The following is a 23,743-nucleotide window of genomic DNA, read 5'->3' as shown; positions in this document are numbered from 1 at the left end:
GCATGCTGACCCGCCGGCTGATCGTGTGTCTGGACGTGCAGGGCGGACGGGTGGTGAAGGGCGTCAACTTCACCGGCCTGCGCGACGTGGGCGACCCAGTGGCACTGGCGACCCGCTACGAGGCCGAGGGTGCCGACGAGATCACGTTCCTCGATATTTCGGCCAGTGCCGAGGACCGCGCCACGCTCCTCGACGTGGCGCGCCGCACCGCGGAGCGGCTCTTCATTCCCCTGACCATCGGAGGCGGCGTGCGGACGGCGGATGACGTGGGGCGCGTCCTGCGCGCCGGCGCCGACAAGGTCTCGCTGAACTCGGCGATGGTCGCCGATCCCGGCGTGCTGACGGCCTGCGCCGAGCGGTTCGGCGCGCAGTGCGTCGTGGCCAGCATCGACGCGAAGCTGGATGACGGCGGCGCGTGGCGGGTCTGGACCCACGGTGGTCGTACCGCCACCGACCTGGACGCCGTGGAGTGGGCCGAGGAGTGCGTCTCGCGCGGCGCTGGTGAGGTGCTGCTGACCAGCATCGATCGCGATGGTGCTCGCACGGGCTACGACCTGCCGCTGATGCGCGCGGTGTCGTCGCGTGTGGCGGCGCCGGTGATCGCCAGCGGCGGTGCCGGCACCGCGTCACACGTGGTGGATGTGCTGGCCGAGGGGCATGCCGATGCCGCGCTTGTGGCAGGCATCCTGCACGACGGCGTGACGACGGTGGGCGCGCTGAAGGACGCGATGCGCGCCACGGGGCTGGTGGTCCGATGACCAGTCCACTGCTGCAGGCTGTTCACACACTCGCCACGCTCGCGGGCGACACCGCCAATGCCTTCTTCCGCCAGCGGATCGAGATCGAGGTGAAGGGCGACGGCTCGCCCGTGACGAACGCCGATCGCGCCGCCGAGACCGCCGCGCGCGAGTGGATCCGCGCGCACTTTCCCGGTGACGGGATCCTCGGCGAGGAGTTCGGCCTCGAGGGCGCCGACGCGCCGCGACGCTGGGTGCTCGACCCGATCGATGGCACCAAGAGCTTCATCGCCGGCGTGCCGCTATGGGGCACCCTGGTGGCGGTGGTGGAGGGGGAGACCGTGCTCGCCGGTGCCGTGTACGCCCCGCCAACCCGGGAGATCGTCGTCGCCGCGACCAGCGAGGGGGCGTGGTTCAACGGCGCACGCACGCAGGTGTCCACCACCGCGGACCTGTCGTCGGCCGTGCTGCTCACCACCGACGAGCGGTACCGGGATCGTCCCCGCCGCAAGGCGCGCTGGAACGACCTCGCCAGCCGCGCACGCGTCGTGCGCACGTGGGGCGACTGCTACGGCTACCTGCTGCTGGCAACAGGCCGCGCCGACGTGATGGTGGACGACCTGATGAACCCGTGGGACGCCGCCGCGGTGCAGGTGGTGGTCGAGGAGGCCGGTGGCGTGTTCACCGACTTCCGCGGGCGCCCGACCGCCTTCGGCGGCGACAGCATCGCGACCAACGCCGCACTGGACACCGCCGTGCGCGACATCCTCTGCCCGGGTGGAGATCCCGGCCTCGATGATTGATCTGGACACGCTGGACTTCGAGAAGGGCAACGGCCTGGTGACGGTCGTCACGCAGGACGCGATCACCGGCGACGTGCTGATGATCGCGTTCGCTGATCGCGAGGCGATGGACGCCACGGTACGAACCGGCGAGATGCACTACCGTTCGCGGACGCGCGGGCTCTGGCACAAGGGGGCGACCAGCGGCAACACGCAGCGCCTGGTGTCGCTCACTGCAGACTGTGACACGGACGCCGTGCTGGCACTGGTGATTCCTGAAGGGCCTGCCTGCCACACGGGGGCGGCAACCTGCTTCACGCGTGAAGGCGCATCGCCGCCGCCGCCCGATGCCATCGCGGCGCTCGACGAGATCATCGACGCGCGCGCCGGCGTGGATACGTCACCGCGTCTCAGCTACACGCGACGGCTGCTCGATGATCGCAACCTGCGCATGAAGAAGCTGGGCGAGGAGGCGGCCGAACTCGTCCTCGCCTGCGCCGATGGGGATGCCGAACGCGCCACCGGTGAGGCGGCGGACCTGATCTATCACACCCTCGTGGCGCTCCGGGCACTCGGCATCAGGCTCGACGACGTGCGCGAGGAGCTGGCCCGACGGTCGGCGGAGGGCTGACGGCGGTCTCGCTGACGATACCTGGCTCCGGGGCGTCAAGCTGGCGGCGTCAGGACAGCATCGAATCACTAAACTCATGTTGTGACCTGGACCAACTATCACGCTGCCTGGTGGGCCGCCCGGCTTACGGCATCCGATTTCAGTGGCTCCGCCACTGACCTGACCCGCTCCATCGCGAATGCCCGCGTTGACCTGAACCCGCATCAGGTGGACGCGGCGCTTTTTGCGATCCGTTCACCGCTCACGCGCGGCGTGATCCTGGCCGACGAAGTGGGACTCGGCAAGACGATCGAGGCAGGGCTGGTCATTGCGCAGAAGTGGGCCGAGCGCAGGCGTCGTATCCTGCTCGTCGTACCCGCATCGCTGCGCACCCAGTGGATCGGCGAACTCGAAAGCAAGTTCGGCCTCCCCGTGCGCCTGCTGGACCGCAAGGCACAACCAATGGACGGAGGCGACGCCGTGCTGGTCGCCTCGTACCAGTACGCTGCCGAGCGCGCTGCGGCGGTGGCAGATGTGCTGTGGGATCTCGTCGTTTTCGATGAAGCACACCGGCTGCGCAACGTGTATCGCTCGTCGAGCCGGATTGCCGGCGCGCTGCGTGACGCAACCGCCCATGCACCCAAGCTGCTGCTCACGGCAACACCGCTCCAGAACTCGCTGATCGAGCTGTTCGGACTGGCCAGCTTCGTCGATCCGCACCTGTTCGGCGACGAGGCATCGTTTCGTGCCCGGTTCGGCAACGGCACCGCACTGAACGCCGCCAATGCGGCCGAGCTGCGACAGCGCCTGAACCATGTGGTGACGCGCACGCTGCGCTCACAAGTACGGGAATACGTGCGATTCACTACCCGCATCCCGATCACCTACGATTTCGAACCGTCGGCTGATGAGCAACGGCTGTACGAGCTGGTCTCGGAGTACCTCCAGCGTGCTGACATCGTCGCAATTCCCCGTGGTCAGAGGGCACTGCTCACGCTCATGCTGCGGCGACTGCTGGCATCGTCGTCGTTCGCCATCGCCGCCACCCTGCGATCGTTGCTCGATCGGCTGGAACGGGGTGACTTCGAGTTGCCGGAGCCCGCGCTCGGCCTGACCGACGACTTCGACGCGTTCGAGGAGATCAGTGAGGAGTGGGAGCCGGGCGTCGAGAATCACGTGTCGGATCCCGCCGAGCGCCTCGCGGCGGAGATCGATGAGTTGCGGCGTTTCACTGAACTGGCCGAAGGGATCACCACCAACGCCAAGGGCGATGCCCTGCTGGCGGCGCTTGCGGTGGCGTTCGCGCAGGCCGAGCGACTCGGTGCGCAGCGCAAGGCCGTGATCTTCACCGAGTCGCGCCGCACGCAGGAGTACTTGGTGCGGCTGCTCAACCGGCACGGGTTCAACGGCAAGGTGGTCACGCTCAACGGCCAGAACACGGATCCAGAATCGCGGGCACTTGTTGACGCCTGGAAGGTGCGGAACGCCGGCTCCACGCGCATCACCGGCTCACGGGCCGCCGACACGCGTACCGCCATCGTGGATGCGTTCCGCGACGATGCGACGATTCTGGTGGCCACCGAGGCGGCGGCGGAAGGGGTGAACCTGCAGTTCTGCTCCCTGGTGGTGAACTACGATCTGCCTTGGAATCCGCAGCGCATCGAACAGCGCATCGGGCGCTGCCACCGCTACGGACAGCAGCACGACGTGGTGGTGCTGAACCTGGTGAACGTGGCCAACGCCGCGGACCGTCGGGTGTTCGAACTGTTGTCGACGAAGTTCAGGCTCTTCGAAGGCGTGTTCGGGGCGTCGGACGGCGTGCTGGGTGCGCTGGAAAGCGGCGTTGATGTGGAGCGCCGCATCGCCAGCGTGTACCAGAGCTGCCGCACTTCCGACGAGATCGAGGCGGCGTTCGATGCCCTGCAGGCGGAACTCGAAGCCGAGATCGCCGACCGCATGGAGGCAACGCGTCGCGCCGTGCTCGAACACTTCGACGATGATGTGCGCACCCGCCTGCAGGTGCACCGTGACAAGGCCCAGTCTGCCTTGGCCATCCACCAGCGGCTGCTTTGGGATCTGGCCCGTCATGAACTGCGCGGTGACGCGACGTTCAGCGACGCGGAACCGCGATTCGAGTATCGGGGCGGCCATGCGGAGCCGGGGTGGTACCACCTGCTCTGGCCGTCGGCCGAGGCGCGGGGGGATCACTTCTTTCGCTCCGATCATCCGCTGGCGGTGGCATGCATCGAGGCGGCGGCGACCCGCGCGCTCCCGGTCGGTGCCGTGTCTCTGTCGCTCGGCACCGATTCGGCGGCGGCGGCATCGCTGGCGCCCTTGAAGGGGACCACCGGCTGGCTCGTCTGTGGCGCGCTGCAAGTGGACTCGCTCCAGTCCGAGGCGCACGTGGTGGTCGCTGCGATCACCTCCACCGGCGAGGTGCTGGATGTGGAACAGGCGCGCCGTCTGCTGGCAGTCCCGGCGCTGGCGGAGCACGTGGAGTTGCGGCCGGTGCCCGACGCGCTGGCCGAAGCGCGTGGGGCAATGACGCGGGATGTGCTCCACGCGGTGGAGCGCCGGAACGGCGCCTGGTACGACGAGGAAGTCTGCAAGCTCGACCGGTGGGCGGACGACCTGCGGTTGTCGCTGGAGCAGCAGCTGAAGCAGCTCGATCAGCAGATTGCCGAAGTGCGCCGCCTAGCCCGCTTGGCCGAAACGCTGGCGGAGAAGCTGGAGCTGCAGCGAAGCCTCAAGGCGCTGGAACAGCGCCGGAACGCCTCCCGTCGCGAGCTGTTCGAGGCGCAGGATCGGATCATCGCTCGGCGCGACGAGCTGATCGAGGCGGTGGAGCGCCAGTTGGCGATGTCGTCGGTTTGGGACGAGCGGTTCGTACTCTCGTGGGCTCTCTCCTGATCTATTTGTCCGCCTCACGGAATGACGGATATGTCGGATGTATTTGCGTATTGACGAATGGACGGGATCGCCTTTCCTTTCTATTCGACAAACAGCAAATAAGCGTGGTGCATTTGCGACTTTAAACGACACGCAAATACTACCGAGGGACGGCATGCAGCAACTCCAAAATCTCCCTAACCTCTGGAATTTCTTCAACTTACAGTCCTCCCCCTACTGGCAGGACCCACTCGGGGACGGCGATTCGGCTCATCCGCTCACCCTGTTCCGGGGACGGGACTATCAGCTGGAGGTCCTGCTCAACGGACTCAAAGGCGCCGGCCAGAGCTCCTCGCGCCGGGCAATCGCCGGCCCACCGGGCATCGGAAAGACCACCCTCGTCAAGCAGTTCAAGGCCCGCGCACTCGAGCTGCGCTACCTCACCGCCGACGGCTTCGTGGCGATCATGGCCGACGAAACGGCCGAAGGGCTCTTCGGGCGGGTGCTGAGCGCGGTCTACGACATCATCCTCGCCAACCGGCCCGCCACCGTGGACAACCAGGCCATGCAGGATGCCCAGGTGCTGGTGCGCGCGTCCCGGGAACGACTGCGCGGCGGCGGGTTCTCGGCGGCAGGCTTTGGCGCCTCGGCCAGCCAGAGCATCAGCACCACCGGCCCGCGCGAGATGCTGATCGATGGCCCGCGGGTGCTCCGCGACCTGATGCGGCTGGTGGCCACCAGCGATGCCCACGGGCTGGTGCTGCACATCAATAACCTCGAGAACCTCTCCGAGGCCGATGCGACGCGGGCAGGCCAGGTGCTCCGCGACCTGCGCGACCCGATGCTGATGCACAACGGGTTGCACGTGATCATCGCCGGGACGGCCGACGCGGTGCAGGCGGCGCTGAGCGAGACCCAGGTGCGCACCACCTTCAGCGTGATCCCCCTGCCCCCAATGTCGCTGGACGAACTGCGCGCCATGCTGCACGCGCGGTACGACCACCTGCATCGGGGCGGCGAGCCACTGATCCCGCCGGTAGGCGACGACGCCGTGACGACGATCTATACGCTGTACCGGGGCGACCTGCGCGGCCTGCTCAAGGCGCTGGAGGATGGCGTGGCGCCGAACATTGGTCTGGCCGGGTCTCGGCGCCCGCTCACCTTCGACGAGCTGCGCCACGCGCTGCAGCAGCGCTACCGCGACGAGCTGGACTCCCTCGGCGAGGATGTTCGCGCCGAGCAGCTCACGGCGTGGGGGAATACCGACCCGGAGGCGGAGCAGACGCAGAAGACGCTGGTCGATCTCTGGTCGCTCAGCCAGCCGGCGGTGTCCCAGGCGCTGGCCTGGCTGATGCGCCGCGGGTACGCCATGGCACTGCCGCGCACCGGAGGCCAGGCCACACGGTATGTGCTCACAGGCATGAGCCGGTTGATCTTCTCCAAGTGAACATATTGTCAGACCCTTCCACGATATTGGCAGCATGACTCGTTCACAGAAGCTGGGACTGACCTGGGTGGGCAAGGACGAACGCCCCCGCCTCGAGCCGCGCATCCTGCTGGAGGATCCGGCGCTGTCATATCACGCCAGCCACCGGGTGAGCGAGTCGGACCGATTCGACAACCTGCTGATTCAGGGCGACAACCTGCTCGCGCTGAAGGCGCTGGAGCAGGAGTATGCCGGCAAGGTGAAGTGTGTGTTCATCGATCCGCCGTACAACACGGGGAGTGCGTTCGAGCACTACGATGATGGGGTGGAGCATTCGCTGTGGTTGACGCTGATTCGTGACAGGTTGGAGATCTTGCGAACGCTGCTATCGGAGGATGGTAGCATCTGGATCACGATAGACGACAACGAGGCGCACTATCTCAAAGTCCTCTGTGATGAGGTCTTTGGCCGTCGGCAGTTCGTCGCGAGCATCGTGTGGCAGAAGCGCTACTCCCGCGAAAATCGCGAAGCGATCGGCGATGCGCACGACTACCTGCTTGTCTACGCGAAGGATCCGGACCGATTCAAGAAAGTGAGGAACAAGGTTCCGATCACGGAAGATCAAGCAAGGATATACAAGAATCCGAACAATGATCCGCGCGGTCGCTGGCGCCCGATTCCCATGACTGCGCAAGGCTATCGGCCCAATCAGATGTACACGATCACCGCTCCTGGAGGAGCTACCCACCTCCCTCCAGAAGGGCGCTGCTGGTCAACGATAGAGCCTGAGTACTTGAAGCTTCGCGATGCGGGGCGAATCTACTTTGGGCAAAACGGCAATAGCCAGCCCAATATCATTCGCTATCTCGACGAGGTAGATGGATTCGTGCCGTGGACTTGGTGGCCGCACGAAGAAGCCGGGCACACCGATGAAGCGAAGAAGGAAATGCACGGAATCTTCGGAATCCAGAATGCATTCGACACACCAAAGCCTGAGAGACTACTACGACTCGTGATCCAGATTTCTTCGGATCCTGGTGATCTCGTGCTCGACTCGTTTCTCGGCTCAGGAACCACGGCCGCCGTTGCACACAAAATGAACCGTCGCTGGATTGGTGTCGAACTGGGTGACCACGCCGTGACGCACTGCGCACCGCGCCTGCGCAAGGTCATTGACGGCAGCGACCCGGGCGGAGTCACCACGCAAACCAGCTGGGCCGGCGGTGGCGGTTTCCGCTTCATGCGCCTCGCCCCCTCCCTGCTCGAACGCGACCGCTGGGGCAACTGGGTCGTCAGCCGCGAGTACAACGCGGCCATGCTGACCGAGGCGCTCTGCAAGCTTGAAGGCTTCCGCTACGACCCCAGCCCGGAAGTGTTCTGGCAGCAGGGGCGCAGCACCGATACCGACTACCTGTACGCCACCACCCAGACGCTCGACAGCGTGCAGCTGGAGTGGCTGAGCCATGACGTTGGTGAGCATCGCTCCCTGCTGGTGCTATGCCGCTCGTGGCGCGGGAACGCCGAGCAGTGGCCCAACCTCACGCTGAAGAAGGTGCCGAACGCAGTGCTGGGCAGGTGCGAGTTTGGGAAGGATGACTACTCGCTGCAGGTGGCGTCGTTGCCGGCTGCTGCTGATGATGATGTGGATCAGGATGACGAAGACGATCACCAGGATCATCATGATCACGCCACACCGGCCGCGCCCCGTGCGTCGCGGACGACAGCGCGACCGGCGGCAAAAAAGGCAGCCAAAAAGGCCGCAAAGACGGCGGGCACACGCTCCGTCCTGCGGAATCAGCCGTCGCTGCTGGACGATGCCGACAACAACCCGGCGGACGCGTGAACGAGCGCGCACATCGCGATATCTCGAACCGGTTGTCGCTTCGCGCTCCACAGCGGGAGGCGTTGGCGCGGCTGGGCGTGCTGGCGGAATGTCTCGCGCTGCCCACAGCCGGCGCCGATCCGCGTGCGTTTAACTCCGTAAAGGCGGGTGATCGCACCGAACAGCTGGCCCGGTGTGTGGAGCGCGTGCCCAGCCTCAAGGCCTTCGACCGCGACTTCCCGTCGTTCTGCTTTGCCCTGGCGACCGGCGTGGGGAAGACGCGGCTGATGGGGGCGCAGATCGCCTACCTGCACCGGGTGCACGGGGTGCGGCACTTCTTCGTGGTGGCGCCCAACCTCACCATCTACGACAAGCTGAAGCAGGACTTCACCCCGAACACCCCGAAGTACGTGTTCGAGGGGCTCTCGGAGTTTGCCACCACGCCCCCCGAGCTGATCACCGGCGACGACTGGGACACGGGGCGCGGGCTGCGCGGCGGCGGGGGCGGGCTGTTCGGGCAGGATGCCGTGCACATCAACCTGTTCAACGTGGCCAAGTTCGACACGGTGGACGGATCACGGATGCGCCGGCTGCACGAGACCATCGGCAGCAGCTACTTCGAGTACCTCTCCACGCTGCCCGACCTGGTGGTGCTGATGGACGAATCGCACCGCTACAGGGCGCGCGCGGCAGCCGGTGCGCTGAATGACCTCAAGCCGCTGCTGGGCATCGAGCTCACGGCCACGCCCCAGGTGCAGGAGGGCACGCGGGTGGTTTCCTTCGGAAACATCGCCTACTCCTACCCACTCGGCGCCGCCATCCGCGACGGGTTCGTGAAGAAGCCGGCCGTGGCTGGACGTCAGAACCTGCGTGCCGGCGAGATCGACGCCGAACAGCTGGACCGGATGAAGCTCGAGGACGCCCTCGTGCTGCACGAGCGGGTGAAGACCGAGCTGATCACCTACGCCGATCAGCAGAATGTGAAGCGAGTGAAGCCGTTCGTGCTGGTGATCGCGCGTGACACCACACATGCTGAGCAGCTGCAGGCGCTGATCTCATCAGATGGCTTCCACAAGGGCTTCTACAACGGTCGTGTGATCACGGTGCATTCCAACCGCACCGGCGCCGAGAAGGATGAGGTGATCCAGCGGCTGCTGCGGGTGGAGGATCCCGACGAGCCGACGGAGATCGTGATCCATGTGGAGATGCTGAAGGAGGGGTGGGACGTCACCAACCTCTACACGGTGGTGCCGCTGCGCGCGGCGAACTCGCGCACGCTGGTGGAGCAGTCCATCGGGCGCGGGCTGCGCCTGCCCTATGGCCGGCACACCGGTGTGGACGCCGTGGACCGCCTGACGATCGTGGCCCATGACCGGTTCACCGAGATCGTGGAGGAGGCGAAGCGGGGCGACTCGCCCTTTGCCATCGAAGAGGTGCTGCTGGATGCGCCGGGCGCGCTCGCGCCACTGGTGCCGGTGACGCTCCAGCCGACCGTCGCGCATCAGTTCGCCCCGCCGCCGGCTGCCCCTGCACCACTGCCAGCGGGATCCCCCCCCGTGGCAGCGCCTGCGCCCATATCGGCCATTGCCGGCGGAGCACCTGCACCGGCAGTACCGAAGCCGTTCTACAGCAACCCGGCCGAGCAGCGGGTGGCGCATGTTGCCTATCAGGTGATTTCCACGCTATCGGCCCTGCCCACCAGCGAACGCCTGAGCGATCCGGTGCAGCAGCAGGCCATCGTGACGCAGGTCCGGAGCGGGCTTGCCGGTGCGCAGATGGAGATGCCGATCGACGCGCCTGCGGTTGATCTGGAGAAGATCGTGGCGGACGTGACGGCAACGGTGCGTGGCGCCACGATCGATGTGCCACGCATCCTGCTGCAGCCGTCGGGCGAGACGACGGTGACGTATGGTGACGGACCGCTGTCAGCGGACGGGCTTCGGTTCGTGATGCCCGAGATGGACCTGGTGGTGCAGGAGCTGCAGTCGCGCCAGCGCGAACGAATCTCGGTCGGCCTGCCAGCCACCGAGTCACGGGTCGAGGACTACATCATCCGCGTGCTGATTGACGAACCTGACCTGGACTACGAGGAGCACGCCGACCTGTTGTACGCACGAGCGGGCGAGGCGGTGGCTGCGATACGGCAGTACGAGGGCGATGAGACGAAGCTGCACAATCTGGTGGCGTTCTATTCGCGCGACATCGCGCGGAAGGTTGCCGCGCATCTGCGGGCGCATCGGATTGACGTGCCGGCATCGTACGAGCCAGTGGTCACGCACGGATGGGCGCTGTTGAGCGGACGCACGCGCACCGTGGCACGCGACGAACCGTTCACGTCGTTCCGCGAGGCGGTGCCGAACCGCTCACGCATCCGACAGATGCGCTTCATCGGCTTCGGCAGGTGCCTGTTTGCGGAGGTGCAGTTCGAGTCCGATGGTGAGCGCCGGTTTGCCGTGGTCCTTGAGGACGATGCCGATACCACACTCCGCTGGTTCCGGCCCGGGCGGCAGGACATCCGCATCTTCTGGAGCGCGGACCATCAGTATCAGCCGGACTTCGTGGTCGAGACGGCGACAGAGAAGTTGCTGGTCGAGATCAAGGACCCGGACGAGCTTGAGTCAGCCGAGGTGCAGGCGAAGAAGCGTGCGGCGGTGATGTGGTGTACGCATGCATCAGCGCATGCGTCGCAGCATGGTGGAAAGCGGTGGCGATATCTGCTGGTGCCTGATGCGGCGCTGAATGCACTGGCGACGTTGCCGGGGTTGATCGCGCAGTATGGGTGCACGGAGTAGCGCGGCGCCTTCGAGTTTCGTGGGGCTTGCGCGCGGGTTGGCGAGCCATCATACTCGTCGCAGGCGGGCGCGGGGTCGAGCGCACACGCATGGGCGGACAACTGCCCTCTATGTTCACTCAACGAGTATCTGTTCAAGTCAGTAGGAATAGATCTGAACACTGTACACTCTGAGCGACTCGGAATTGAGTCGCTCATTCAGTTTGAAGAACACATATTTTGTAGTGATTCAAAGTTCTAGCGTAGAACAGATTGAATTGACTGTGCGAATGTTCAGTTCTGACGTGCGTTCCTGCACAGTACGCGTCAGACGTACACACAGTTTGTCAGAATTGCTGAGATAGCGGCGGCCAGATTGGCCGCCGTTGCTTGTTTGTGCGCAAAGAAGGACAGACGCACATGGAAATCAGCATCTCTGAATTCCAGCAACAGCGTACCAGACACGCTGTAGGCGATTCAGCAGGTCTCACACACAAATCATATCACATTGGAGGCGCGACATGTTGCGTGCAGGAGATTGCGCGTGGATTGACACCACGATCCTTGGAAAGCTGAGTGGTGGAGCACACACATGCGTGGTGCTCAGCACCGCAGCGTACGCACACAGCACCGGGCTGGCCATTGCAGCCCCGTTGCGTCGGCCCAACGGTTTCACCACCGGCGTGCTTCTCCAACCGAACGATCTCCGGCGGTACACGCCGGCAGGACTGGATCAGGCTCGAATCCTTGACCTGTCGCAGCTGTACACAGTGCCGCTCTCCGAGATCAGTGCACCGATTGGCCGGCTGCACGAGGGCAAGCTCCGGACACTTCTGCGTGAGCTGGCCACGATGTCACGCGCTGACGCGGGGCCACTGCAGGGACGGCTCGCCCGGGTTGACGGGGTGTTTGCTGATGGAAGCTGCGTGGTGTTCGATGTGATCGGCCGCGACGGCGGGGACGCGGGATGGCATGTGGTGGCGGAGTATGCGCACGGCAACCCGCAACTGCGATTCACCACGGTGGCGCGTGACAGAATCGTGTTCGACGAACGCAGGATCAGTGCAACGCTGACCATGGACTTCTTGCGTCGTGTCCGGCGGGCGCTGGGCATTGATGTGCAGCTCGCCTCATAGCGACTGCGGTAGCGCGAAGACAAAGCAATCACTCAAACTGGAGACACCATGACGCAAATCGATAGGCGTGGGGCAGAACGAGACTGTGGCGAACTGACGACCAAGGCAGAATTCAAGGAATACGCAGTCTCACCGCGCCGCACGACTGTCAAGGCGGTCAAGCTTTCGGAGTGCGGGAGGACGGTGACGGTGCTCATCGCAGGCTTCGCTGGATTTGGCAGCGAGACTCGCTACCAGTATTGGCTGCAACTTGAGTTTGAGACGAGTCACCTATGCAGCATGCCGGTTGCGCTCGGCAATCTCTGTGTACGATCCACCGCTCTTGTCTTCAAGCGGGGCATCAGTCGGTCGCGGACCACAATTCAGATCGGCGGTCTCACCTTCGTGCCGACCCAAGACCGCACAGCGCTCATCGCCAGGTCATTGCCAGTGCTGCACCCATCTGGGAGCGCGACTCACATCTATTCATTCACGCTCCCGTTTGGAGAATCGAATCTCATTCGCGCTGTCGCACGGCGAGCTGTGTGCATGCGGAACAAGGTCAGCAGGCCAGCGGCGCAGATTCCGATTGCGTACACCATCAACTGCCGTGGTCACTGGAGTGCGACGATGTGAGCCTCCCCGAGTGAACAATGCTGCATGGAGTAATTAGAACGTCGTGACCCGCGCCCCCGACACGCGCCGCGGATCGCCGACATATGCCATCGTCAGGCCGCTGAGGTACTGCCGCGCCACCCGCTGGATGTCCTCCGGCGTGACCTTGCGCAGCTCATCCACGAAGCGGCCGGCCAGCCGCCAGTCCCCTCGGTACAGCTCCGACCGCGCGAGGAAGGTGGCCTGGTCGGAGTTGGTCTCGTTGTCGAGGAAGAACTCGGTGATGAACTGCTGCACCAGCAGGCGCAGCCCCTCGGGGTCGATGAACCCGCGCTTCATCGCCTCGACCTCACGGCGCATGATCCCCAGCACCGAGTCGGGCTGGGTGGTCGTCACGTACAGCCCCGCCGCCGTCACGGCACGGTCCACGAATGGGGCGTTGACGGCGTAGGTGAGGTTCCGCTTCACGCGCACCTCCGTGAACAGCCGGCCGCCGAGGGCCGCCATCGCGATGCGCATGGGCTGGTAGTCGCGGCTGTCCGCGCGCGGCCCCACCCAGTAGCCCTGCAGGTAGTTGGTCGGCAGCGGCCGGGCGATCACGTGGAGCGAGCTGGCGCGCGGCGCCGGCACCAGCGGCGGCGCCCAGCGGTACTCCCCCCGCGGCATCGTGCCGAGAGTCGCGCGCACCATCGCCTCGAGGCGCGTGCGCGAGATGTCGCCCACCACCACCAGCAGCATGCGCGACGTGACGAACTGCGTGCGGTGCCACTGCCGGAGGTCGGCGAGCGAGATCGCCCGCAGCGTCGCCTCACTGCCCAGCGGCGGGGTCCCGTACGGATGGCCGGCGAACGACACGCTGTCGGAGAAGGTGTTCAGGAGTGCCTCGGGATCATCGCCACGCTGGCGCACGCCGCTGATGATCGTGGTGCGGACCGATTCCACCTCCGACGAATCGAGGCGCGGCTGCATGATGCGATCGGCGAAGATCGCGAAGGTGGAGTCGAATGCGGTGACCGTGCTGCGCACCCCGACCATCGTCCAGTCGATGGACGGCGACGCGACGATCGCACTCCCCAGGCGCGCCATCTTCCGCTCCAGCGCCTCGCGCGGGTACTTGCGCGTGCCCCGCTCCGACGACTCCAGCAGCAACAGCTCGAGGCCGGCCTTGGACGCCGGCACCTGCGACACGCCGCCGAGCAGGTACAGGTTCGCAGCCACGACCTCGTTGGCCGTCACGCGACGGTGGATGACCTGCAGCCCGTTCACCTCGAAGGCGACCGTCGCCGAGTCGGCGGCCCGCTGCGCGTGTGCCGCGCGCGCCGGCAGCAGCAGGCCTGCCCCGGCCAGCAGGAGGGCGAGCGGCGCGGCACGACCGACCGTGCGCATCATGGCGCCACCCTCGCACCCTTCACGGGGCCCACGACGTCCGTCGGCGTGAGCCGGAGCCGCGCGCGGTCCTCCGCGCTGATCAGCACACCCGTGACGCTTGGCTTGCCGACGATGAACCGGCCAGCGTAACGCTGCAGGTCGAGCGGCGTCTGTCGTGCCATGTTGTCCACGTACCCCATGAAGTAGTCCAGGTCGGCCACCGCCCACCAGAAGCCGATCGTGTGCGTCAGCTCGGATGTCTTCTCGATGCCGAACTGGTTGTCGGTGCCGCGCTGCGCCTTCACCGCCTCCAGCTCCGCGCTCGTGAAGTACCCCGGATCATCCAGCTTCTCGATCTCCCGCCACAGCACCGCGAGGGCCTCCCTCAGCCGCTCCGGCGAGGTCTGGCCGCTGATGGTGATCGGCCCGACCTGGTCCAGCGTGTAGTAGTTCACGCCGACCGCGGTCCAGAGTCCGCTGTCGGTCAGCAGCCGCTGGAAGCGGGACCCCTTCGTGTTGAGGGCGTCGGAGAACACGTCCGCCGCGTACGTGCTCGCCCGGTCACGCCGCACGCTGGGTCCCTGCCACTGGATCAGCACCGTCACCGCACCGACTTCCGCCTCCGCGATGATGGCCTGCGGCGCGGTGAGCGGCGGGATCGGCGGGATGGGATCCACCGTGAACGGATCCGCGCCCCGCGGCCACGCACCCAGCACGGAATCGGCATACGCGAAGACCTGCGCCGGGTTGATGTCACCGGTGACGATCAGCGCCATGTTGTTCGGCACGTAGTACCGCGCCTGGATGAAGCGCATCTTCTCCGGGGTCACGGTGCGCAGCACCTCGCGGTTGCCGATGGTGTTCTTGCGGCTGGAGTTGCCGGGATACAGCGCTGCGCCGAGGCGCTGCATGATCTCGAACCCCGGCGAGGCCTCGTTGCGGTCATACTCGCCGAGGACGACCTGCTTCTCCTGCGCGAGCTCCTCGGGCAGGAAGAGCGGACCGCGCACCGCATCGGCGATCAGCCTGATGCCACCACGCACGCTGTCCGACGGAAGGCTCAGGTAGTAGTTCACCCGCTCCTCCTGCGTCGTGCCGTTGTAGCGCGCCCCCAGCTCGGCCGCACGCTGGCCGAAGGCCTCGGCGTTCGGGTACGCCTTGCTCGCCTTGAAGAACATGTGCTCGTACATGTGGGCGAGCCCCTCGTATTCGGGGCGCTGCGTGAAGGCGCCGTTCTTCACGTTCAGCTCGACGGTCGCGATCGGGATGCCGTGGTTCTCCACGGCGATCACCTCGAGCCCGTTCCTGAGCACGGTGCGCTTGATCACGCGCTCGAGCTCGGCCCGCTGGCCACCGAGCGGCGCAGCGAGCGCGAGGAGGAGGCCGCCGAGGAACAACGCGGCGGAGCGCGTGGCGGCGAGGCGAACGGGCGGAGTGGTGCGGGATCTGGTCACGGACGGGCGGGGGAGCTGTGTTGCGGGCATTGCGCCACCCGGACTCGGGACATCTGGCACGCAACGCGGGGGATGAGTTGTTTCGGACGATGACTGAAAAAAGCCGTGGTACCGCCCCCGTGCCTGCCGAAGCCCTCGATGCCGTTGCCAGGGGCCTCCAGGCGGGGCAGCTGCGGCGCGATGTGCCGATCGCGCCATACACCACCTTCCGAATCGGGGGTCCGGCCGACCTGCTGTACGACGCCGACACCGGGGACGACCTCGCCGACGCCATCGACCGCGCCGAGGCGGCCGGCGTCGACTGGTTCGTCCTGGGACTGGGCGCCAACATCCTCGTGGGTGACGGCGGATTCCGGGGGCTGGTGATCCGCAACCGGGCCCGCCACGTGCGGTGGGACCCGGAGGGACACTGTACGGCCGAGAGCGGTACTGTGATGGCGGACCTGATCCGGGACGCGGTCGCGGGCGGGTGGTCCGGCCTCGAGCACTACGTCGGCATCCCGAGTACGGTCGGCGGCGCGATCTGGCAGAATCTCCACTTCCTGTCGCCGGCCCCCGAACGCGAGCGCACGATGTTCATCGCCGAAGTCTTCGAGGCGTGCCGGATCCGGACGGCGACGGGGACGCGCACGACGGTCGATGCCGCGTACGTCGGGTTCGGGTACGACGACACGGTGTTCCACCATACGAGGGATGTGGTGCTGGACGTGACGTTCCGCCTGACGCGCGGCGATCCGGACGTCATGCATCGGATCCTGCAGGAGAACCTGAGCTGGCGCGGCGCCCGGCACCCCTGGCTCGAGCACCACCCGAGCGCGGGGTCGATCTTCAAGAAGCTTGAAGGGATCGGCGCCGGTCGGCTGGTGGACCAGTGCGGCCTGAAGGGCTTCCGGATCGGGGACGCGCAGATCTCCCACATGCACGCCAACATCATGGTGAACCTCGGGCACGCCACGGCGGCTGACGTCCGGGCGTTGATCACACACGCCCAGTCCGCCGTCGAAGCGCGCTTCGGGCACCGGCTGGAGCCCGAGATCGGGTTCATTGGTGCCTTCACAACCACCTGAGCGTCGACAAGTAGTTCGTCAACAAACAATATTCCGTTCAGGTACGAACTAATTTCTTTCGCAGACGCACGGCTGCAACACGTTCCGCCAGGCGAAGTTGCAGGGTTCGGTATGATTCCGTTCGTGAACGCACGAACTCCGGACCTCCAGCATTGGATGAGGTCGACCACTGCGAGTCGCGCGACGTTCTGAGAGAGGGCAGGCATGACAGCGAACACGACGGCAGCACATCTCGTTGCTCGCGCCGAGTCGCCCGCGTCTGCGGCGGGAGCGCAGCTGGATCGAGTCGCGGCGGCGTGGCAGTCGGTGCTGCGGGCGGCGATGGCAGCTCTGGAGTTGACACCGGCCCAATTCAGGCTGCTCACAGCGGTTGCGTGGCTGTCGCCCCGGGATCCCGGGGTCCGCCAGGCTGACATCGCCGCGGTGGCGGGGACCGATCCCGTCACCACGTCAGAGGTTTTGCGGACCCTCGAGGCGCGGGGGCTGGTGAAGCGGTCGCCACACCCGACAGACCGACGAGCCCGGTCGATCGAAGTGACCGATGCCGGCGGTGCGCTCGCTGATCGGGCAATCAGGCTCGCTGACCGCGTGGAGTCCGACTTCTTCGAGCGGGGAATGGCGGAATTCGGCCCGCTTGCGAAGGCGTTGAAGCGTGGTGGTCGCGGTACATGAAACGAAAGAGCCTGAACCAGCTTACAGCTTCGTTACTGTCTCGTGTCTGGCTCGATGGGGCTTCTCAGAACTTCGAGGAGGCACCGATGAGGATCTGGCCAGCCGAGTTCGAACGCACCCCGCGACTCTTCGCCAGGCTGTCGAATTCGTTGTAGAGCGTCACCGTGAGGCCCGTCCGACGCGTCATGACGTAACTGAAGATCGAGGACGAAGAACCGAGCCAGTGTGACGGATGGGCCAGCTCCGGCTTGTACCACGCCACCTGGTCAAAACCGAACCGGTGCGTGAGCGCGCGACGGTAGCGGATCCGACCTGACAGGCGGGCGAGGGAGCTGACCACGACCGGACGCGTCGAGTCGCCCGCTGGGACCTGTTTCGGCAGCCGGCTGTGTTCACCGATGAGGCCCAGGCTGGCGTCGAATCGGGTGGTGTCGTTCCGGATGAAGCTCACCTTCTCGCCGATGCCCAGGCTGAGACGCCGGTCGACGCGGAGCTCGAGACTTTCCTCGAGGCTCGCGAAGACGAAGGGGCTTTCCCGTCCGTACTGCCGGTAGTCGGCGTTGGCCGACAGCAGCCACGACCGTCGGTCCATGGTCCGCTGTCCGTCGGTGCCGGATCGGACGCCGATGGTGTAGCGGGTGTCCACGCGCACAGCGAGTGTGCTGTCGTTGCGCAGCACACCCGTCCGGACACCGAGGATCGCCTGCTCGGTGTTGCCGTAGAGATAGTTGCCGTTGACCTCGACGGTGCGCTCCCACCGGCTCGCGTGTCGCTCGGCCGGGGCCACGGCCTCCGGGGCCGTCTGGGCGAGCGCTGCCGGCGCGGCGCACAGGGCGAGGATCGCTGCGCCGCCCCAGCTGGGAAACCCGGACTGGCGCGCGTGGCTCACGTGATGCCGGCGCTGACCCAGGCCTTCCACTCTGCGTCGGACTCACCGCCGACCGTGAGCTTGCCGCCGTTCCGCACGAGGGGTTGCATGAGGATGAGCGGTTCATCCATCAGGATGTCGAGCCAGCGGTCCGGACCGTACCTGGCCACACCGAGTCCGAGGTCGAGGAACCGCCGGCTGTTCCGGTCCACGAGCGCATCGACGCCGAACTTCTGCGCAAAACGTTGCAGCTCGCCCTTCGAGGCGCCCCGTTCCGCCAAGTCCACGAAATGGACCGGGATCCGCCGCTCGGCGAAGAAGCGTTCGGCTTTCCGGGTGGCGGCGTTCTTCCGTGTACCGAAGATCTGGACGGGCATCGCTCGGGCTGGCTGCACGGTGGGCTGGCGCGGTGGGTCGCGCGGGACCGGTATCTTCTCGAGCGGGGCATGCAGGGGATGCACCCGACGGGCGTGCGCGGCGCAGGCCGGTGAGCCGGGCACGTCGGCACCAATGTAGGACGTCCAGTTACGGAACACAGGCACTCCGATGCGCCGGCCGCCGTGGTACGCCAGGAACCCGCACGTCCAGACACTGTGGGGCAGGTTCGCGCGGACGCCGGCACCGGTGGTCACGACGCGCGAGACGTGGGTCACGCCCGACGGCGATGACGTCGGTGTGATCCGGGCGGGTGCCTCACATACCGATGCACCACGGCTGGTGCTGTTTCACGGCCTCGAGGGCACCGGGCGTTCGCACTACGTGCCGGCGCTGTTCCGGGAGGCCGTGGCCCGTGGCTGGGGCGCGGACCTGCTGCTGTGGCGCAGTTGCAATGGCCGCAACAACACCGCCCCTCGCTTCTATCACTCCGGCGAGACCGGCGATGCGGCCTGGTTCCTCCACAGGCTGGCGCACGAGCACCCGGGCGCGCCGCTGCTTGCGTGCGGCGTCTCGCTGGGTGGCAACGTGCTCACGAAGCTCGTCGGCGACCCCTTGGTGCCCCTGCCGCCGACACTCCGCGCAGCGGCGGGGGTGTCGGTGCCATTCGACCTGGCGCGCGGCTCGCGCCGCATCGGCACCGGCCTCTCGCGGGTCTACGAGCAGTGGTTCCTGCGTTCGCTCCGTCGCAAGGCGCTCGAGAAGGCCGCGCGATATCCGGACCTGTTTCCCGCACCGCAACGCATCGCGCGCATCAGGACGCTCTGGGAATTCGATGACATCATAACCGGTCCGCTACATGGCTTTGCTGACGCGGCGGACTACTACACCCGCTCCAGCGCGCGGCATTTCATCCGTGGGGCACGGATTCCGCTGCTGCTGCTGAGCGCCATCGACGATCCGTTCCTGCCGGCGGAGGTGCTCGACGACGTCCGGGAGGAGGCGCGCCACAATGCGCTGGTCGAGCTCGAAGTGTCACCATTCGGTGGGCACGTCGGATTCGTGACTGGCGCAGACTCGGGTGGCACACGATCCTATCTGGCCGATCGTGTGCCGGCGTTCCTGTCCCGGTTCGTGCTTCCGCATCACCGGGCGGACGAGACCGTCACTCGGTGCGCCCCTGTCCCGCCAGTCGTGCATCCGCCAGCCGCGAACGCGTAGCGGGCGATGCCCGTTGGTCAGCACGCAGCCGCGCCGCGCGCTCCGCACCCGCGTCCCGCGCATTCCCACCCCACCGGACCCGAACGATGATCCTGCTCCGCCGTCGCACGCTGCCTGCGTCACTCGCCACCATCGCGCTGCTCGTGGGGTGTTCCAGCTCGCACGTGCAGACCGCGCGCGAACACGATGAGCACATGGGGCACGACGACGCGGCTTCCGCCGGCGCCGGCGCCGCCGCCACACACCAGCCCACCGACGCATCGCTTCCGGCCGGGTCGGCAACCGTCGCCGCGCGACTCGCCTCGTCGTCGCGTCACGGCGAGTACGTCATGGTGGCGCGGGCCCCGGGCAGTCCGGATTCGGTGCGGGCGTGGGTCGTCTACCCTGAGCGCCGGGACAAGGCGCCGGTGGTGGTGGTCGTGCACGAGATCTTCGGCCTGAGCACCTGGATCCGCGGCGTGGCGGACCAGCTCGCGGCGGAGGGATACATCGCGATCGCACCGGACCTGATCAGCGGCAAGTACACGCTGGCCCCAGGCGACACGATCACGCAGGCACAGGCGTCCGCGCTGATCCGCACACTGGTGGCGGACAGTGTGCAGCGCGACATCGCGCGGGTGGCCGAGTATGCGATGGCGCTGCCGTCGGCGCAGCAGAAGTTCGGCGTCGTCGGGTTCTGCTGGGGAGGCTCGACGTCCTTCGCGACGGCCGTGCAGGCGCACCCTCGACTTCGCGCGAGCGTGGTGTACTACGGCGGCGCGCCCGCGCTGGCGGGGCTGTCGAGTGTGCGCGCGCCGGTGCTGGGGCTCTACGGTGAGAACGATGCACGCGTGAATGCAACGATCGCGGGGGCCGATTCGACGATGAAGGCGTTGAAGAAGTCCTTCGAGCCGGTGATCCTGGCGGGGGCCGGCCACGGCTTCCTGCGGCAGCAGGATGGGCAGAATGGTGCCAACCTGGCGGCGACGCGCGCCGCGTGGCCGCGGACGGTGGCCTTCTTCCAGCGCGCACTGGGCCGGTGAGCGGGGTGCTGACAGCCTGACGGGGAGGCCGGAGCGATGTCGGACGCGATGTTGTTCGTGGTGGTGTTCGGCGGCCTCTTCGTGCTGCGCGGAATCGCGGCGACGGTGGTGTTCCTGTGGATCCTGCCCGAGGGAAGCCGGTGCCCGCAGTGTGATGCCGAGACGATGCGGTTGTCGCCTGGGTGGCTGCTGCGGTGTGTGCGGTCCTTCAGGTCGAGCTGGTGCCTGGCCTGCGGCTGGCGTGGGGTGCACCGGCTGCGGCGTGTGCCCTCGGACCAGCCGCGTGCCGCGACGCGCGCTCGGCCGACCTATCCACCGGTGGTGCCGCGTCGCTGACCGGCGGCGGCGAGGCCGAGCGCCGTGTTGCGTCGCTGGGCATCGAAGGCGTGCGGATTCAGCGATGTCGGACGAAGAGTTCGAGCCAGTCGGGAAGTCCGCCGGGGATTTCCATGAAGTCGTCGAAGTAGATCAGGCCTGCGTCTTCGAAGAGGTCGATGAGGTTCGGCACGTCATCGGGGCTGGGGAGTGGCCCGATGGCGATCAGCGCGCCTTCGACGCGGAACTCCTCGTCGGTGAGGTTGAGGATCCGGTCGAGTTGTTCGCGGGAGAGGCCTGCGGACTCGAACGCGTCGCGGCGGATGGCGAGGGTCGGCCCGTTGGAGGGCAGTGGCAATGGCATCGTGGTGGTGGTGGCGCGGTGCGCTGTGGTGCGATCTGGTGCGTGGTCCGGTGACGCGGTATGGCGCTGGGGGTGAAGTTGTGCGCGGACGCGCAGCGGGGAAGCGGCGCGGGTCCTCGGGGTGGGCGCGCTCCGGATCTCTGGTGTTGCGACGTGGCTCCGAGCCGGCAACCCCCGGTGATTGAGCGTGCCCCGGAACGTTGGCTAAGTCGTTGTGCGGCAACGAGTTAACACAATGTCATAGGTTGAACCCGCCCTGTTTCACGTGAAACGGCGTCCTCGGCAGCAGGGCCGGTTTGTTTCACGTGAAACGCAGCCGAAGCCCGTTGTGGATCCGTGCCGCGAGTATATTCGGCGCAGGGTTCCCATCCTCCCTCGCCGCACAGACCAGTGGCACGAGTCATCGCAATCGCGAACCAGAAGGGCGGGGTCGGCAAGACGACCACCGCAGTCAACCTCGCCGCCAGCCTGGCGGTCGCGGAACAGCGCACCCTGCTGATCGACGGCGATCCGCAGGGCAACGCGACGTCCGGCATCGGACTCGCACGGGACGCCGCCGTGAAGACGACGTATGACGTGCTGATCGGCGAAGCGACGATCGCGGAGTCTCGTCATCGTCGGGTGCAGTTCCCGTCCCTCGACGTCCTTCCCGCCACTGCGGACCTCGCCGGCGCCGAAGTGGAACTCGTCGATCGCGACGAGCGCGAGGCGATGATGCGAAAGGCCGTCGCCGCCGTGCGCGACGAGTACGACTACGTGCTGATCGACTGCCCGCCTTCGCTGGGACTCATCACCGTGAACATGCTCGCCGCCGCCGACGCGCTGCTCATCCCGGTGCAATGCGAGTACTACGCGCTCGAAGGCCTCTCCCAGCTGCTGAACACGGTCCACCTCGTCCAGCGAAGCGTCAACCCGGGTCTGGGAATCGACGGCGTCCTCCTCACCATGTACGACGCCCGGCTCAACCTCTCCAGACAGGTCGCCACCGACGCCCGGGAATACTTCGGCCCGAAAGTCTTCGAGTCCGTCATCCCGCGGAACGTCCGACTCGCAGAAGCCCCGAGCTTCGGCAAGCCGATCATCCTCTACGACCTCGCCTCCGTCGGAGCACAGGCATACATGGCCGTCGCGAAAGAACTGATCGCACGCCATCGCAAGTCGCCAACGCCGGCACCCAGCTCGGCCGGCCAACGCGCCGAATCCTGACCGCGCACGCTCACATCCCCGACGACCGCGCCCGGCCGGCCGACGCAACCAGACCCGATCATGCCCCCTGAACAGCCACGCCGCCTGGGACGCGGACTCGAAGCGCTTCTCGCCATGAAGAACCCGGAACCCCGAGGCGCCGCCGCAGCGACCAGCGACACGCTGCCCGCCGCCGGACTCCAGAACCTCCGGCTCAGCGAGATCCGCCCGAACCCGTATCAGCCCCGCAAGGAGTTCAAGCTCGAGGAACTCTCGGAATTGCAAGCGTCACTCCGAGCCTCCGGACTCCTCCAGCCCATCACCGTGCGCCCGTCCCAGCACGGCACTGGATACGAACTGATCGCCGGCGAACGCCGATTCCGCGCCGCATCCTCCCTCGGATGGACCGAGATCCCAGCCGTCGTCAGGACCATCGACGACAAGACGCTGCTCACGCTCGCACTCATCGAGAACCTCCAGCGAAGCGACCTCAACCCCCTCGAGGAAGCCGAAGGCTACAAGCGCCTCGTCGACGAGTTCGCCCTCTCGCACACACAGGTCGGCGAAGTGGTCGGAAAAGACCGATCCACCGTCGCCAACCTCCTCCGACTCCTCCAGCTCCCCGCCGCGGTCCGACGACTCCTCGGCGACGGCGCGATCTCACTCGGACACGCCCGCGCGCTGCTCGGACTCGGCGACGAACGCGCCATGATCGACCTCGCCCGCGAAGCCGCATCCCAGGGACTCTCCGTCCGAGACGTCGAACGACGCGTGCAGGGAGCACCGACCGCACGCATGGCCGGAAAAGCCACACCCGCGAAAACCCGGACCGGGAGCTCGGCTGAAGCTCGGAGCATCGAGGACCGGCTCCGCAGACACCTTCAGACGGACGTCAGCGTTCACCTCGCGAAAGGCAAGTCGACCAAGGGCGAACTCCGTATCCACTTCTACTCGAACGACGACCTTGCCCGCGTGCTCGACCTGATCCTTGGGGCGGATTCGACAGGCTGAATCCCGCTCCACCACCGGCCGGATTCGGTATTCGGACCCCGGTGTAGACAAATCG

Annotated in this window: 22 protein-coding genes; 16 read left to right on the top strand and 6 right to left on the bottom strand. The window is 66.6% G+C overall.

What is annotated here, in order from left to right:
* Positions 1 to 2 precede the first annotated feature (2 nt).
* From hisF to IT355_04755, 7 genes are all read left to right on the top strand, one after another.
* The gene (gene hisF, locus IT355_04785; GenBank protein MCC7052559.1) at positions 3 to 758 is read left to right on the top strand and encodes an imidazole glycerol phosphate synthase subunit HisF; all 756 of its coding nucleotides are present in this window, start codon (positions 3 to 5) and stop codon (positions 756 to 758) included.
* Positions 755 to 1,540 (top strand): histidinol-phosphatase, encoded by a 786-nt coding sequence (gene hisN / locus IT355_04780; protein ID MCC7052558.1) that lies wholly within the window; start codon positions 755 to 757, stop codon positions 1,538 to 1,540. The genes hisF and hisN overlap by 4 nt, the downstream gene beginning before the upstream one ends.
* On the top strand, positions 1,533 to 2,150 hold the full coding sequence (locus tag IT355_04775) for a bifunctional phosphoribosyl-AMP cyclohydrolase/phosphoribosyl-ATP diphosphatase HisIE (protein MCC7052557.1): 618 nt from the start codon (positions 1,533 to 1,535) through the stop codon (positions 2,148 to 2,150). The genes hisN and IT355_04775 overlap by 8 nt, the downstream gene beginning before the upstream one ends.
* Before the next feature lie 81 nt (positions 2,151 to 2,231).
* Positions 2,232 to 5,039, top strand: a complete 2,808-nt coding sequence (locus IT355_04770; protein ID MCC7052556.1) for a DEAD/DEAH box helicase family protein — start codon at positions 2,232 to 2,234, stop codon at positions 5,037 to 5,039.
* 154 nt (positions 5,040 to 5,193) lie between these two features.
* The gene (locus tag IT355_04765; protein MCC7052555.1) at positions 5,194 to 6,465 is read left to right on the top strand and encodes an ATP-binding protein; all 1,272 of its coding nucleotides are present in this window, start codon (positions 5,194 to 5,196) and stop codon (positions 6,463 to 6,465) included.
* Positions 6,466 to 6,499: 34 nt separating this feature from the next.
* The gene (locus tag IT355_04760; protein ID MCC7052554.1) at positions 6,500 to 8,287 is read left to right on the top strand and encodes a site-specific DNA-methyltransferase; all 1,788 of its coding nucleotides are present in this window, start codon (positions 6,500 to 6,502) and stop codon (positions 8,285 to 8,287) included.
* 176 nt (positions 8,288 to 8,463) lie between these two features.
* Positions 8,464 to 11,058, top strand: coding sequence for a DEAD/DEAH box helicase family protein (locus IT355_04755; protein MCC7052553.1), 2,595 nt, complete (start codon positions 8,464 to 8,466; stop codon positions 11,056 to 11,058).
* Positions 11,059 to 11,363: 305 nt separating this feature from the next.
* Here the strand turns inward: IT355_04755 and IT355_04750 are convergent, their stop codons facing one another.
* On the bottom strand, positions 11,364 to 11,501 hold the full coding sequence (locus IT355_04750; GenBank protein ID MCC7052552.1) for a hypothetical protein: 138 nt from the start codon (positions 11,499 to 11,501) through the stop codon (positions 11,364 to 11,366).
* A gap of 56 nt (positions 11,502 to 11,557) precedes the next feature.
* On the opposite strand from IT355_04750, the gene IT355_04745 reads away from it, so the two are divergent.
* Together IT355_04745 and IT355_04740 are read left to right on the top strand one after the other, a co-directional pair.
* On the top strand, positions 11,558 to 12,172 hold the full coding sequence (locus IT355_04745; GenBank protein MCC7052551.1) for a type II toxin-antitoxin system PemK/MazF family toxin: 615 nt from the start codon (positions 11,558 to 11,560) through the stop codon (positions 12,170 to 12,172).
* A 48-nt stretch (positions 12,173 to 12,220) separates the two neighbouring features.
* The gene (locus IT355_04740) at positions 12,221 to 12,787 is read left to right on the top strand and encodes a hypothetical protein (GenBank protein ID MCC7052550.1); all 567 of its coding nucleotides are present in this window, start codon (positions 12,221 to 12,223) and stop codon (positions 12,785 to 12,787) included.
* Between the two features lie 33 nt (positions 12,788 to 12,820).
* Here the strand turns inward: IT355_04740 and IT355_04735 are convergent, their stop codons facing one another.
* Together IT355_04735 and IT355_04730 are read right to left on the bottom strand one after the other, a co-directional pair.
* Positions 12,821 to 14,155, bottom strand: coding sequence for an insulinase family protein (locus tag IT355_04735; GenBank protein MCC7052549.1), 1,335 nt, complete (start codon positions 14,153 to 14,155; stop codon positions 12,821 to 12,823).
* Entirely contained in the window at positions 14,152 to 15,588 is a 1,437-nt protein-coding gene (locus IT355_04730) for an insulinase family protein (GenBank protein ID MCC7052548.1), read from the bottom strand. The genes IT355_04735 and IT355_04730 overlap by 4 nt, the downstream gene beginning before the upstream one ends.
* Positions 15,589 to 15,677: 89 nt before the next feature.
* On the opposite strand from IT355_04730, the gene murB reads away from it, so the two are divergent.
* Positions 15,678 to 16,655, top strand: coding sequence for a UDP-N-acetylmuramate dehydrogenase (gene murB / locus IT355_04725; GenBank protein ID MCC7052547.1), 978 nt, complete (start codon positions 15,678 to 15,680; stop codon positions 16,653 to 16,655).
* 204 nt (positions 16,656 to 16,859) lie between these two features.
* Positions 16,860 to 17,327, top strand: a complete 468-nt coding sequence (locus IT355_04720; GenBank protein ID MCC7052546.1) for a MarR family transcriptional regulator — start codon at positions 16,860 to 16,862, stop codon at positions 17,325 to 17,327.
* Positions 17,328 to 17,391: 64 nt separating this feature from the next.
* Here the strand turns inward: IT355_04720 and IT355_04715 are convergent, their stop codons facing one another.
* Positions 17,392 to 18,216 (bottom strand): DUF481 domain-containing protein, encoded by an 825-nt coding sequence (locus IT355_04715; protein ID MCC7052545.1) that lies wholly within the window; start codon positions 18,214 to 18,216, stop codon positions 17,392 to 17,394.
* Positions 18,213 to 18,572 (bottom strand): hypothetical protein, encoded by a 360-nt coding sequence (locus IT355_04710; protein ID MCC7052544.1) that lies wholly within the window; start codon positions 18,570 to 18,572, stop codon positions 18,213 to 18,215. The genes IT355_04715 and IT355_04710 overlap by 4 nt, the downstream gene beginning before the upstream one ends.
* Before the next feature lie 169 nt (positions 18,573 to 18,741).
* Here IT355_04710 and IT355_04705 point away from each other — a divergent pair, with 169 nt between their 5' ends.
* From IT355_04705 to IT355_04695, 3 genes are all read left to right on the top strand, one after another.
* On the top strand, positions 18,742 to 19,791 hold the full coding sequence (locus tag IT355_04705; GenBank protein ID MCC7052543.1) for a hypothetical protein: 1,050 nt from the start codon (positions 18,742 to 18,744) through the stop codon (positions 19,789 to 19,791).
* An 86-nt stretch (positions 19,792 to 19,877) separates the two neighbouring features.
* Complete coding sequence (locus IT355_04700) at positions 19,878 to 20,813, top strand: dienelactone hydrolase family protein (protein MCC7052542.1); 936 nt, start codon at positions 19,878 to 19,880, stop codon at positions 20,811 to 20,813.
* Positions 20,814 to 20,849: 36 nt separating this feature from the next.
* The gene (locus tag IT355_04695; GenBank protein ID MCC7052541.1) at positions 20,850 to 21,149 is read left to right on the top strand and encodes a hypothetical protein; all 300 of its coding nucleotides are present in this window, start codon (positions 20,850 to 20,852) and stop codon (positions 21,147 to 21,149) included.
* A 58-nt stretch (positions 21,150 to 21,207) separates the two neighbouring features.
* Here the strand turns inward: IT355_04695 and IT355_04690 are convergent, their stop codons facing one another.
* Entirely contained in the window at positions 21,208 to 21,492 is a 285-nt protein-coding gene (locus tag IT355_04690; GenBank protein MCC7052540.1) for a hypothetical protein, read from the bottom strand.
* Between the two features lie 390 nt (positions 21,493 to 21,882).
* Between IT355_04690 and IT355_04685 the strand changes: the two genes are divergently transcribed.
* Both IT355_04685 and IT355_04680 read left to right on the top strand, forming a co-directional pair.
* Positions 21,883 to 22,698 carry a ParA family protein gene (locus IT355_04685; GenBank protein MCC7052539.1) on the top strand — a complete coding sequence of 272 codons (816 nt, stop codon included), beginning with the start codon at positions 21,883 to 21,885 and terminating at the stop codon, positions 22,696 to 22,698.
* Between the two features lie 60 nt (positions 22,699 to 22,758).
* Positions 22,759 to 23,688 carry a ParB/RepB/Spo0J family partition protein gene (locus tag IT355_04680; protein MCC7052538.1) on the top strand — a complete coding sequence of 310 codons (930 nt, stop codon included), beginning with the start codon at positions 22,759 to 22,761 and terminating at the stop codon, positions 23,686 to 23,688.
* The last annotated feature ends 55 nt before the right edge of the window (positions 23,689 to 23,743 follow it).

This window comes from Gemmatimonadaceae bacterium (genome assembly GCA_020851035.1).
Taxonomy (GTDB): Bacteria; Gemmatimonadota; Gemmatimonadetes; order Gemmatimonadales; family Gemmatimonadaceae; genus JACMLX01.
The sequence above is the reverse complement of the archived record's forward strand: the minus strand, read 5'-3'. Positions and strand labels throughout refer to the sequence as shown.